Here is a 14,200-nt window from a genome sequence, read left to right as displayed (position 1 = left end):
CCTAAATATAAATACATATTGTTTTCACAGTAATAATATTGTATAATAAGTAATGAATTAGAATTATAGCAAGACAGCTAGTAGCTGTCTTTATTATTTCTAGTGTAATATATTGTATTTTTTAAATATATTTTCATTTTGCAATAAATCTATTTCAAATATTAACAATATAATAAACAACAATGTTTATAAAAATAAGGAGGATAAAAAGTGGATACAGAAATTAGTCAAATCATTTTAAATGCGATAAATGAAATTGCTGAAGAAAAACAAATAGCGAAAGAAGATATTATTGAAGCATTAAAAGAAGGACTAAAAAAAGCATATGAATATCAAAATCATCGTGATGATAGTACTAATATTAAAATTGAAATTGATAAAAATAAAGGTACTATTAAAATTTTAAAAGATTTAACTGTCGTAGCGAAAGTTGAAGATCCTGAGTTAGAAATTGCACTTTCAACAATTAAAACAAAAAACCCTAGTTTAACAATTGGTGATACCTATACCCAAATCATTCCTAGTGATCAATTTTCTCGTCTATCAATTTTTAAAGCAATTCAAGTAGTGAAACAATCAATCCGTGAAGCTGAAAAATCATCAATTTATGATGAATTTATTGATAAAAAAGATCACATATTAATCGGTACTATTGAAAGTATTGAAGAAACTTATATGTTAATTAAAATTGGTAGAGCTTATGCCTTTTTACCAAAACAAAACCAAATTCCTAGTGAAATCTTACCAAAAAATAAACCAATTACTAATAATACTTATATTAAATTTTATGTTGAAGATATCATTAAAAATAAAAACTATGGTCAAATTTTAGCTTCTCGAACTCATGTTAATTTTTTACGCTGTTTATTAGAATTAGAAGTTCCTGAAATTGCACAAGGTGTAATTGAAGTTAAAGATATTGCCCGCATTCCTGGGATTAGAGCTAAGGTTGCTATTTTTAGTCATGATCCAACTATTGATGGTATTGGGGCATGTATTGGTCCAAAAGGAGAAAGAACAAAACTAATTACCCAAGAATTAAGTGGTGAAAAGATTGATATCATCGCCTGAAATTCTGATATTAAAGAATATATCATTAATGCTTTAACACCAGCAAAAGTAATCTCAATTGAGATTAATGAAGAAACAAAACAAGCAAATATTATTGTTCCTACTGAACAATTATCATTAGCTATTGGTAAAAACGGAATGGCTGCTAAATTAGTTGCTGGTGTAACTCACTGAAATATTAATATTACTTCATTAGCACAAGCTAAAGAAAATAATATTAAATTTACTTGAAATGGTAATATTAAAGAAAGTGAATATGAAAAGTTCATCACTGAATTACTGAAAAAAACACAATGAAAAAATAAAAATTATTAGTAATAAAGTAGGGCATTTATGAATAAAATACCTTTAATCCAACGTAAAAAAATACCAATGCGTAAATGTATCATTACTAATACTATTCTACCAAAACGTGAATTAATTAGAATTGTTATTAATAAAGAAGGACAGTTATTCATTGATAAAAGTGGTAAACAAAATGGTCGGGGTGCTTATATCCAACCAAAAATTGAATTAATACCTTTACTTATTAAAAGTAAAGCATTAGAACGTGCATTAAAAACAAAAATTCCAAATGAATTTTATGAACAATTAATTAATGAAATTAAAACAAACTGAGATTAATTTTCCCAAGCGAAAGGCGGGATGTAAATGGCAAAAAAACGAATATCTCAACAAACACAAAATATTAATCAACAACTTAAACAAAAAACATCGCAAATTAATGAAAAAGGAATATTTTTATATAGTGAACCATTAACTGTTACTGAATTTGCTAAAGCAATACATCATCCAGTAACTGACATTATTAAATATTTTATGAAACAAGGTAAACTATTTAATCAAAATCAAGTATTAAATCAAGAATTAATGCTTGAGCTTTGTTTAGAATGAGATATTGATTTTGAAAAAGCTAAAGTTATTACATATGAAAACTTATTAGAAAATATTAATGTTGAAGATGATAAAAAAAATTTAGTAGAACGACCACCCGTTGTTACCATTATGGGTCATGTTGATCATGGAAAAACAACGTTATTAGATACTATTCGTAATTCAAAAATTACTAATCAAGAACACGGTGGTATTACCCAACACATTGGTGCCTATCAAATTAAAACTAATAATAAATTAATTACTTTTATTGATACACCCGGCCATGAAGCCTTTACTGCCATGCGTTCACGTGGTTCTAAAATTACTGATATTGTTGTGCTAGTAGTTGCAGGTGATGATGGTGTAATGCCACAAACACGTGAAGCAATTGATCATGCCAAAGCAGCTGGCGTTTCAATCATTGTTTTTGTTAACAAGATGGATAAACCAAATGTTAATACTGATCGGATTATCAATGAATTAGCCAATTGCGATTTAACTTCTGAAGAATGAGGTGGGGATACTATCCTTGTTTATGGTAGTGCTTTAAAAAAACAAGGTATTAATGATTTATTAGAAGCAATATTAATCACCGCTGAATTAAAAGAATTAAAAGCTAATCCAAATCGATTTGCTAATGGTACTGTTATTGAATCTCATCATGATAAAAATGTTGGTTCAATTTGTACTTTATTAGTACAAGGTGGAACATTAAAAGTTACTGATATTATCGTTGCTGGTAGTGTTAAGGGCAAAATCAAACGTCTTATTAATGACACTGGTAAAATCATTACCAAAGCTGGTCCATCAATGCCAGTTCAAGTTTTAGGATTTGAAACAGCTCCTACTCCTGGTGAATCATTTATTGTTTTTAATGATGATAAAATTGCAAGAAAAGTAGCATTGGTAAGACAAACAGAAGAAACAAACAAAATCAGAAATAATAGACAAATTAGTTTGGGCAATTTAACACACGATGTTGCTACTGGTGAATTAAAACAAATTAATGTTATTTTACGAGCAGATACGCAAGGTTCAGTACAAGCAATCGTTCAGACCGTAAATAAAATTAATGTTAATGATATTGCTATTAAATTTATTAGAGCAACTATCGGTGGTATTAGTGAATCAGATATTAAACTAGCACAAACTTCAGGAAGTATCATTTATGGTTTTAATGTTCGTCCTAACCATGTTGTTCGTGAAGCTGCTACTAATGCTGGTGTTGAAATTAGATTGCATAATATTATTTATAAAATAACTGAAGAATTACAACTTGCAGCAAAAGGATTATTAGAACCAACCTATGAAGATAAAATTTTTGGTCAAGCACGTGTTATTAAAACTTTTCACTTCTCCAAAGTAGGAACAATAGCTGGTTGTATTGTTATTAGTGGTATCATTCAACGTAATAGCAAAGTCCATGTCATCCGTGATGATGTTGTTATTTATAACGGTGAAATTAGTAGTTTAAAACATGAAAAAAATGATTTAAAAATCGCTAAAAAAGAAACACAATGTGGAATCACGATTAAAAATTTTAATGATTTAAAAGAAGATGATATTATTGAATCATATTTAGTACAAGAAGTGGAGACAAAGTAGGATGGCTAATATTAAATTTGAACAACAAGAAAGCTTCTTAAAAAAAGAAATTAGTAATATCTTAAAAAAAGAATCAAAAAATATTCTTTTCAAAGATATTACGATTACCAACGTCAAAATAACTAAAGATAATAGTTATGCTACTATTTACTGAACTATATACTTAGATAATTTAGATATTAATACTATTAGTGACAGCTTAGAAAAAGCAACAGGATTTTGTCGAAGTTGTCTTGCTAAAACAAGTAATAAATATAAAGTTCCTGAATTACGTTTTAAATATGATAATACCAACACTAGAGTTAAAAATATTGAAGAAATATTAAAAAACATTAAAAACAATAATTCATCTAATGAATAAAAAATATTAAATGATTATTTAATATTTTTTTACTTTATTTATCCTTAAAATTAGATGATAAAATATTACTTTTTGTTTTTTTATCTTTTATTCCTAAACTTAATATTAATTTATAATCTATTTTACTTTAATTTCAAAGTAGTAGTTTTTTTTGAGAGGAGAAAAAAATGAATAAAATTTAAAAATACTTTGCGTATGCAACTGAAATATTAGGTGCTATTGCTACACTAAGATGAGATTTACACCTATTATTGGATATTGATTAAATTCCAACTTAGTACATGCAATTGGTAATGCTATTTCAAATATTAATAATAAATGTTTTCCAAAAAATACTAATGATATTAACAATACTGCTAATGAAAGAACTTCATTGTTAGAAAATAAGCCAGAACATCATTCCATTACTATTTAATATTATCATAAAAAAGTTCAATAAATCTTAGTTAATAAAATAATTTTAAATAAATAAAATATTTAGTAAAAACTTTTATAAAAATAAAATTATTAGTATAATAAAAAAAGGAATCATTAATAAAATAAGGGAACTATTCAGTAGCTACTAAGCAAGAAAGGAAAGCTACTATCAATGGCACAAAAGATTTATTCAACACCAAGCAGTGATGATTTTTATGTTATTCCTGAATTTTTAGAACATCAACAATGTTGAATGGTATGACCAGAAAGAACTGATAATTGAAGACTAGGTGCTAAACCAGCACAAGAAAAAATAAGTAAACTTGCTAATATTATTAGTGAACATGAACATGTTAATATGATTGTTAGTAAAAATCAATTTAATAATGCTAGAAATTTATTAAATAAAAATATTTCAATTATTGAAATGTCTACTAATGATTGTTTTATTCGTGATTATGGTCCAATATTTTTACAAAACAAAGAAACAAAGCAAACAAGAGGATTAAAATTTAATTTTAATGCTTGAGGAGGAGAAATAGCAGGTATTTATTCACCTTGAAATGATGATGATATGGTAGCATATAAAATATTTGAATTACAAAAAATTGATTACTATTTTTTACCAATCATCTTAGAACCTAGTATGATCATGGTCGATGGTGAAGGTACTTGCTTTGCTAGTTATGAAGGTATTTTATGCCAAGAACACGTAATCCTAATTTATCTCAAGAACAAGCAGAAACATATCTAAAAAATTATTTAAATGTCTTAAATATTATTTGAATACCTTATGGCTTACCATATGATGAAACCAAAGGACGATTAGATAATATTATGTGCCTAGTTAACAGTACTACTATTTTATTAAGTTGAACAGAAAATACTATTGATGATCGCTATCTGGCAGTTAAAAATTGTTGAGACATATTATCAAAAGCAATAAATGCCCATGGTAAAAAATATAAAATTATAAAAGTTCCTTTACCAAAAAATGACATTCGTAATGCCGATGATATTAAAATGATCGATTTTAATATTTATCATAATCGGATTCTAAAAAATCAAAAACTTGTTACTAGTTATCTTAACTTATATATTAGTAACAAAATTGTTATTATCCCTACCTTTGATGATGAAGAAAGTGAAACTCAACTTTTAGATACATTATCAAAAGCCAATATCTTTAGTAATAAACAAATTATTTTACTTAATGCCCGTGAACTTATTCTTGGTAAAAGTGGAATTCATAGTTTGATTTGCCATCAGCCTGCTCTAATAACTAGTACATAATTTTATTAAAACTCTTATTTTATGATATGCTTTTAATACCTTTAAAAGAAAAAGTTAATTTAACTAGTTAAAATCAAATGATTTTAACTAGTTATTTTAGTGAAAGAGAAAAAGATATGAAATTCAATAGTTTTACCTTAAAATATTTTGAAGATACTAAAAAGAAATTAAAAATGGTGAAGTTTTCTTATTAAACAATATCGGTAAAGGAATATCAGAAAAACAATACAATGTAGTAAGTCAATTAAACGATAATAATTAAAATTTTGATATTTTAAATCTGGATATTTTGTTCTTTTTCTTAATATAGAAAATATCTATATTAGAATTCTTATTTTTAAAGCAAAAAATAAGCTTGTGATTATTAATTATCAATAATATTTGATATATTACAATATATTTTCAATAATTTCTTGCTCAGAAATAAGTTTATTAATCTTCCCTTGTGCTAAAATTGAACTGCCCCCACCCCTACCATTATATTTTTTTAATATCTTTTGCAAAATATTATTACTTTGATATTGCTTATTACTATGTAATTCTTTACTTGAGGCAACTAACACTAAATATTCTTGATTACTAATTTTATTAATAAAAATAATAATAATATTTTGATATTGATTACGATAATGTTCCATAATTTCTCTTAACGTTTTAATATCTAAATTTTCAAAATTTGTAATTAATAATTTATAATTGTTTTTTGTTTTCGGAATTAAATTTAAATATTTTTTTACTATTTTTTGTCGATTTAATTCTTCAATATTAATTTGTCACTTTTTAAACAAACTTTGTAATTCTACTATTAATAACTTACCTTTTCTTCAATCCACAGTTGTTGTTTTTAAACTTTTAATAGTATGATATGTTTTTTCAATTACTTGTTCTTGCTTACCATTATCTTTATTTTTTTGATATTGGATAAATAAATTATTGCTTTGTTCTTTAATCATCATTATTTGTTGTGTTAAATAATGATTAACAGTTTTATTTGATGTTAAGGCATGGATTCGATAAGAACCAGAACCCTTTGATTCAATGCTAGTTATTAGTAATTGTTCTATTTCTTGCGAATTATCACAATGAGTACCACCACAAAGTTCAATTGAAAAATCACCAAATTTAACTACTCGTACTTCTGCTTCATACTTTTCACCAAAAAAAGCTAAAGCACCGATTTTGATTGCTTCTTCATACTTGCAATAAATGATTTGACAAGGATACTTACCTTTAATTCATTTACTTACTTGTTGTTCTAACATGATAATCTGTTCTGGTGTTAAAGTTTCATAATGACTAAAATCTAATCGCAAATATTGATAATTATTAAAACTTCCTGATTGCATGACATGTAAACCTAATAATTTTCTTAAAGCAGCATGTAATAGATGAGTTCCCGAATGATTTTTTCTTGTATATAAACGATGTAAACTATTAATTTGTGCTTCGACGACATCTGTTTGTGTTAATTCACCCTTTACTTCAACTTGATGAATATGTTGTTTTTGTGGAGCTTGTTGGACATCAATAACAGTTGCTATACTATTTTCACTTTTAATAACACCATCATCTGCTGCCTGTCCTCCCTTTTCAGCATAAAAAGGAGTTTCATCTAAAATTAAATATCCGATCTCATTTCTTAAACTTGTTACTGCTTGTTCTTCTTTAAACATAAAAGCAATATTTGTTGTTACTTGTTCTTTTTGATACCCAATAAAAGTTGATGGAACTTTTAAATTAGTAAGTAATGAAGATTGTACTGTTAAAGCTTGATGATTGATTCTTACTTTTCTTGTATTATCTTTACTAGTATCTAATAATTTATAAAAACCTTTTAAATCAACAATAGCTTTTTTTTCATTAGCAATTTCTAATGTTAATTCAATCGGATAGCCATAAGTATCAAATAATTTAAAACCAGCAGCTGCATCTACTTTTTGCTTATCTTTAATAACTTGTAATAATAATTGTTTACCAGTTATCAATGTTACTCAAAACTTAAGTTCCTCATTTTTAATAACATTAGTTACTAAATCGATTTTCTCATGTAATTCTTGATAATGCTGACCCATATTCTTAACAATAACTGGAACTAACTTAAATAGAAATGGTTCATTAATATTAAGTTTTTGTCCATATACAACAGCTCTTCTAATTAATCTTCGTAATACATATCCTCGATCTTTATTACTAGGAAAGACACCATCACTAATTGCAAAAACTAAACAGCGAATATGATCTGCAATAATTTTAAACGCAATATTAATAGCTTTCTGTTTGATATCTTGTGAAAAATAATTATTAATATCATAGCGAAAAGTTGTTAATTTTTCACATTCATGAATAATATTTTGAAATAAATCAGTATCAAAATTAGTTGGAACATCTTGTAAAATCGCTACTAATCTTTCTAAACCAGCACCTGTATCAATATTTTTCCTTGGTAAATCCGTATAATTATTTTTACCATCATTATTAAATTGTGAAAAAACAATATTTCAAATTTCAATATAACGATCATTTTCAATATCATCTTTTAATAATTTAATGCCAATATTTTTAGGATCATACTTAATACCACGATCATAATAAATTTCAGTATTAGGACCACAAGGTCCTTGTCCCATATCTCAAAAATTAGTATCTTTTGTTCCTTTAATAATATGATCTTTTGGTAATTTAATAGTATTTAACCATAAGTCATAAGTTTCTTCATCCTCATTAAAAACTGTTACATACAATAAATTAGCATCTAAATTTAATCATTTTTTACTAGTTAAAAACTCCCATCCTCAGACAATAGCCTCTTTTTTAAAATAATCACCAATTGAAAAATTACCTAACATTTCAAAAAAACTTTGATGTCTTGCTGTTAAACCAATATTTTCAATATCGTTAGTTCTAATTGCTTTTTGTGAATTTACTAATCTTTTAGCAATTGGTGTTTGTCGTCCATCAAAATATGGTTTTAATGTAGCAACACCAGAATTAATTCATAATAGTGAAGGATCATCATTTGGTACAAGTGGAGCACTTGCTAAAATATGATGATCATAACTTTTAAAAAAATTTAATCAAGTTGTTCTAACTTTATCTGTCGTTCATTTTATTAACATAATATTTTTTTCTCCTTAAAATGTAAAACGTTCCTATTTTTGATAGGAACGTTTTTTAACGCGGTACCATCCTAATTCATTTACAAAATAAATGCACTTAATTAATTATTAAAATAATAAACTAGGAGCTTCTAATTAATAGTAGTTAAGTGCTTACACCATTCACTTTCGCTAAAAACTAATTATTATTAATTGTACTTATCTAGTTTAGATTAACATAAATATTAATTTTAATAAAAATATTAATTTCAATGTTAATATTAACTATTAATCTAAACTATTACAAGTAAAAAAATAAAATTGATTAAATATTTTTTATAACAATTATTATTTAATCTCATCATATAAATAAATATTAAACTTAATCTTTAATTAAATTATTTTTATAGAAACTCTGTATCTTATATATTTTTCTATATTGCATTAAAATATAACACAAATCCTTTATATTGTTTTATTGTATATTTATTTTTTCAATTATAGACTTAGATTAAGATTTACCTAAAAATTAAAAGAAGAAAACAATAGTAATAATGAAAAAACACAAGAACTACAAAAACAACTAGCAGCAGCAGAAAAACAAATAACAAACCAAGAAAAAGATAAAGCAGAAATTCAAACTAAATTAAATGAAGCCACTCAAGAAATTGAAAAATTAAAAGAAGAAATTAAAGGTAATAAAAATGATGATAAAATAAAAAATAATGAAAAAAAATTAGCAGAATTAGAAAAAAAACTAATAAGTAAAAAAATAGAAATTGAAGAAATAAAAAACGATCCAAGTACAATAGAAAATATTGAAAATCATATCGAAGAAAAAAAAGCTATCGAAAAACAAATTGAAAATATCAAAAATCAAATTAATAACATAATTGAAGAAGAAAAAAATAAAAATCATGTAATTAATTGTCAAGAACTATTAAAACAATTAAATGATATAAAAGATTCAATTAAAATTAATTATGAAATGATAAAAAAACTTAATCAAAAAAATAACAATAATGAATCAAAACAAGAATTTGATGAAACAATAAAATTAGAAATAAAAGAATTATTACAAATATTAGAAAAAAATGAAAGTATTATTAATGAATATCAGAAAAAAATTGAAGAACTTAAAAATAATAAAAATAATTGTGATAAAGAAAATAAAGGAATTGAATTTTATCAAAACTTAATAAATGATAAAAATAATGAAATAGTAAAAATTAAAGAAAGAATTAATCTATTAAAAAATACTAAAAACTGTAATGACAATGAAAATAGCAACAATTGTTGTAAGGAAATTAAAGAAAAACTAACACAATTAATTGATATGGAAAATGATAAAAATAAAAAAATTAATGAAATTTACCAATGACAAAAACAAGAAAAAGAAAAAGAAATTTGAAAAGAAATTGATGAACTAGCAAAAACAATTGATAAACTAAAAATAGAAAAAGATAACGTTATTCCTGAAAAAATAAAAGAAAAAATACTAAAATTTGAAGATATTAATAATCAAATTTTTGATAATAATAATCAAATTTGTTTACTAGAAAAAGAATTAAAACAAGATCCAAACAATGAAAAACTAAAAGAAAAAATTAAAAATCTAACAAAAGAAAATGATAAACTTTCTTATGAAAAGAATAACATTATTAATAAAAATCATGAAAATGAAAAAATTAGTTCACGATTAAAAGAAATTGAAAAAAAACTAACAGAAACAATAAATAGAAAAAAAGAATTAGAACAACAAATAATGAAAAAATAAAACGATTCAAATAAAACTTATAAAAAACACAAGAACATTTATCACACATATACATAAAAAAATAAAGATAAAACGCAAGAATAACTAATAATTACCAAATGCATTAGTTATTAAAGTTAATTAAATATTTACTTTAAATTTGCGTTTTATCAAGATATTTTTCATAAAAGGAGACAAATTTCATGATTAGCAAAGAAAATAATGAAGGTAATAACAATAATAATGAAATAGAATTGCTTAACAAACAATTACAACAAGTAGAAAAAAAACTACAAGCAACAGCTGATGAATTAAAAGAAGTAAGTATTCTTTATGCAAAATGTGTAAAAGAATCACTAGAAAAAGGAAAAAAAATTAAAGACTTTAAAGAACAAAAAAATGAAATGTTTTTAATTAATTGTCAAGAACTATTAAAACAATTAGATAATATAAAAGATTCAATTAAAATTAATTATGAAATGATAAAAAAACTTAATCAAAAAAATAACAATGATAAATCAGAACAAGAATTTGAAGAAACAATACAACAAGAAATTAAACAACTACTACCAATATTAGTAAAAAATGAAAATACTATTAATGAATATCAAAAAAAAATTGAAGAATTTAAAAATAATAGTGATAAAAAAAATAAAGGAATTGACTTTTATCAAAATTTAATAAATGATAAAAATAATGAAATAGTAAAAATTAAAGAAAGAATTAATCTATTAAAAAATACTAAAAACTGTAATGACAATGAAAATAACAACAATTGTTGCAGTGAAATCAAAGAAAAACTAAAACAATTGATTACAAACGAAAATGATAAAATGATAAAAATTGATGAAATTTACCAATGACAAAAAATAATAAAAATAGAAAAAATTGCTAATAAAATTAATAACATCGATAAAATAATTGATGAACTAAAAAAAGAAAAAAATAACATTCTTCCCAAAGAAATAAAAGAAAAAATTTCAAAAATTGAAGATATTAATAACAAAATTCTTGATAATAATCATCAAATTTGTTTATTAGAAAAAGAAATTAAACAAGATCCAAATAATGAAAAACTAAAAGAAGATATTAAAAACCTAACAAAAGAAAATGATAAACTTACTGATGAAAAGAATAACATTATTAATAAAGATAATGAAAAAGAAAAAATTATTTCACAATTAAAAGAAATTGAAAAACAAATTGAACAAGAAAGAAAAGCAAAACAAGAACTAGAACAACAACTAGAAAATCTAAAAAAAGAAAAAAATGATAGTATAACAATTTATCAAAAAATGCTAGAACAAGAAAGAAAAGCAAAACAAGAACTAGAACAACAATTAACAGAATGTCAAGAAAAAAGCAAAAAAATAGATCAACTAGAAAATAATTTAAAAAAATGTCAAGATAAAATGGCAGATTCAGAAAAATGTAACAAAGAAAAACAAGAACTAGAAAATAAATTAGAAAAATATCAAAAAGAAAAACAAGAACTAGAAAAAAATAGTAAAATAAATGAAAATGATATACCATGCAATGATAATGAAATTGTAAATGTTATAATAACAATTCCAGAAATAAAAAATGGTATATATTGTATTACCGGAGATAATAATGACAATATTTATTGCGTTGGAAAAAGTAATAAAGTATTCAAAATTACAAAAAATAAAAAAATTGAAACTATTGGAGAAATAGATGATAATAGTTATGCTATTAAATATGATGGTTTAGAAAACATTTTTATTGGTAGCACTAAAGGAACAATTTATAAATATGATATAAAAAATAAAACATTTACTAATATAAAACAATTTACAGGAGATTTTATCAATAAAATAGAGACTGATAATAATCATAATATTTATATTGGAACCTGAAAAACAGGTACTATTAGGGATCTTCCTGGAAATGGTAATGTTTATAAAATGGAAGTTGGAAATACTAATTTCTCTGAAATTAAGGGAACAGATGGTGTAATATGATCATTTGCAGTAGATAAGGATAATAATATATATGTTGGAACAACAAGGGGACTATTTAAAACAAACAATGAAAATATTTTTACTAAATGTGAAGTAAATATTCCATATGAAAATTCTAATATTCATGCAATAAGGGCTATACTAATAGACAAAGAAGAAAATATATGAATTGGTACAAGGGAAGGAGAACATCTAGGTCATATTTATAAATGTAAAAAAGGAGAAAATAAATTTGTAAAAATACATGAAGCAAGTAATGGAGAAGTTTTTACATTAGCTATTGACAGTAAACAAAACATTTATGCTGGAACTTGAAATAAACCAGGAGAAGGATATTTCCTACAATATTATCCAAAAATTAATTCCTTTGGAATTCTAACTAATATTCCTAAAAATCTAGGTTCTGTTGAAAATATTTTTATTAATAACAAAGATGATATTTATATTGGAACAAAAATAGGACCTGATAATAGTAATGATGGAAGAATATATAAAATTAAAAAAATTTGTATGTAAAATAAAATCATCACCTTAACAATTTATCGTTTAAAAACTAAAAAAATACCAAAACAAATAACTTAAATAAAATATATTTAAAATCATATAACTTAATTAATGAAGAATATAAAATAACTGATAGTAAATTTACTATCAGTTATTTTTTTTAATTACTAAGAATATTTAATTTTTTTCCTAAATTTAATATTTAACTGAAATAATAATTACTTTTTCTCTTTTTCGTAATATTTGTTTTGATTGGCAGTTAAATAATATTTTACAAGATATAATTTACTATTTTACTAATAAAGTATATACTTTAATAATTTCATTAACCTGCGATCAATCTTTAAAACTTGCCCCTGCATAATGACTATGACCACCAGCACCAAATTGCTGAGCAACAGCGTTAACTTTTATATAATTACTCCGAAAGATGCCAATAATAGGACCATTAATTTCAGTTTGTGAAAACATCATTCAAATTTTACTTTCATTAATATTTGCTAATAAATCAACATGCTCATTAGCAGCAAAAGCAGATATTGATAATGGTTTTAATAATTCTGCTTTTAAACAACAAGATATTATTTTTTTATTAAAAATATAATTTTTAAATATTAATGATTTTAATTTCAAAGTATCTACTGTTTGTTCATAATATTTATTATAAATATTAGTCAAATTAATTTGATAACTAGTTAAAAATGCTAGCAGTTGAAAAGTAATACTATTAACAACGGGATAGTGAAAACGATTGGTATCACTAATAATACCAATATAAAGAATTTCGGCAATTTTCTCATCAATTTCTAAATTTAAAAATTTAATTAAAAAAGTAATCATCTCTGATGTTGAACTTGCTTTCTCATCAATTCATTGTAATGCACCATAGTTATCAGCAGAAAAATGATGATCAATTTTAATTATTGATTGTGCTTCAACTTTAAACTCACTATTAATTCTAGCGAATGTTGCAGTATCAGTTACAATTACTAAACTATCTTTAATTATATTTATTGTTTCTTCTTGCAAATATTGATTTCATCATGAAAAACGCTTTGATTTTTCATTGATACAATATACTTTTTTCTTAGGAAATATTTTTTTTATTAATAAATATAAAGCAATTTGACTAGCATAAGCATCACCATCAGGATTAATATGTGCTAAACATACTATCTTATTATGCTTTTTGATCATTGATCAGATTTCATTTATAATAGTCATTTTTATCAATCCT

Annotated in this window: 11 protein-coding genes; 9 read left to right on the top strand and 2 right to left on the bottom strand. The window is 23.7% G+C overall.

Annotated features, from left to right (window positions below; genetic code table 4):
- Positions 1 to 210: 210 nt before the first annotated feature.
- The 7 genes from nusA (at position 211) to ACQH25_RS02880 (ending at position 5,623) form a co-directional block, all read left to right on the top strand.
- On the top strand, positions 211 to 1,386 hold the full coding sequence (gene nusA / locus ACQH25_RS02910) for a transcription termination factor NusA (RefSeq protein WP_425381736.1): 1,176 nt from the start codon (positions 211 to 213) through the stop codon (positions 1,384 to 1,386).
- Positions 1,387 to 1,404: 18 nt separating this feature from the next.
- Positions 1,405 to 1,695 carry an RNase P modulator RnpM gene (rnpM, locus tag ACQH25_RS02905; RefSeq protein ID WP_425381735.1) on the top strand — a complete coding sequence of 97 codons (291 nt, stop codon included), beginning with the start codon at positions 1,405 to 1,407 and terminating at the stop codon, positions 1,693 to 1,695.
- Positions 1,696 to 1,722: 27 nt separating this feature from the next.
- Positions 1,723 to 3,552, top strand: coding sequence for a translation initiation factor IF-2 (infB, locus tag ACQH25_RS02900; protein WP_425381734.1), 1,830 nt, complete (start codon positions 1,723 to 1,725; stop codon positions 3,550 to 3,552).
- Between the two features lies 1 nt (position 3,553).
- Complete coding sequence (gene rbfA / locus ACQH25_RS02895) at positions 3,554 to 3,913, top strand: 30S ribosome-binding factor RbfA (protein ID WP_425381733.1); 360 nt, start codon at positions 3,554 to 3,556, stop codon at positions 3,911 to 3,913.
- Positions 3,914 to 4,145: 232 nt separating this feature from the next.
- Positions 4,146 to 4,328 carry a hypothetical protein gene (locus ACQH25_RS02890; RefSeq protein ID WP_425381732.1) on the top strand — a complete coding sequence of 61 codons (183 nt, stop codon included), beginning with the start codon at positions 4,146 to 4,148 and terminating at the stop codon, positions 4,326 to 4,328.
- Positions 4,329 to 4,502: 174 nt separating this feature from the next.
- Positions 4,503 to 5,084, top strand: coding sequence for an agmatine deiminase family protein (locus ACQH25_RS02885; RefSeq protein ID WP_425381731.1), 582 nt, complete (start codon positions 4,503 to 4,505; stop codon positions 5,082 to 5,084).
- A complete protein-coding gene (locus ACQH25_RS02880) occupies positions 5,030 to 5,623 on the top strand; it encodes an agmatine deiminase family protein (protein WP_425381730.1) in 594 nt (197 codons plus the stop codon). Before ACQH25_RS02885 ends, ACQH25_RS02880 begins: the two co-directional genes overlap by 55 nt.
- A 389-nt stretch (positions 5,624 to 6,012) precedes the next feature.
- On the opposite strand, the gene alaS is transcribed toward ACQH25_RS02880, so the two are convergent.
- Positions 6,013 to 8,739, bottom strand: a complete 2,727-nt coding sequence (gene alaS, locus ACQH25_RS02875) for an alanine--tRNA ligase (protein WP_425381729.1) — start codon at positions 8,737 to 8,739, stop codon at positions 6,013 to 6,015.
- A gap of 967 nt (positions 8,740 to 9,706) precedes the next feature.
- On the opposite strand from alaS, the gene ACQH25_RS02870 reads away from it, so the two are divergent.
- Both ACQH25_RS02870 and ACQH25_RS02865 read left to right on the top strand, forming a co-directional pair.
- Positions 9,707 to 10,495, top strand: a complete 789-nt coding sequence (locus ACQH25_RS02870; RefSeq protein WP_425381728.1) for a hypothetical protein — start codon at positions 9,707 to 9,709, stop codon at positions 10,493 to 10,495.
- 182 nt (positions 10,496 to 10,677) lie between these two features.
- Positions 10,678 to 12,975, top strand: coding sequence for a hypothetical protein (locus ACQH25_RS02865; RefSeq protein ID WP_425381727.1), 2,298 nt, complete (start codon positions 10,678 to 10,680; stop codon positions 12,973 to 12,975).
- A 276-nt stretch (positions 12,976 to 13,251) separates the two neighbouring features.
- Here ACQH25_RS02865 and ACQH25_RS02860 read toward each other — a convergent pair whose 3' ends face one another.
- Entirely contained in the window at positions 13,252 to 14,187 is a 936-nt protein-coding gene (locus ACQH25_RS02860; RefSeq protein ID WP_425381726.1) for a DHH family phosphoesterase, read from the bottom strand.
- Between the last annotated feature and the right edge of the window lie 13 nt (positions 14,188 to 14,200).

Source organism: Spiroplasma endosymbiont of Polydrusus pterygomalis (assembly GCF_964030825.1).
In the GTDB taxonomy this organism is placed as follows: domain Bacteria; phylum Bacillota_I; class Bacilli_A; order Mycoplasmatales; family VBWQ01; genus Spiroplasma_E.
This window is presented reverse-complemented; position numbering and strand designations above follow the sequence as displayed.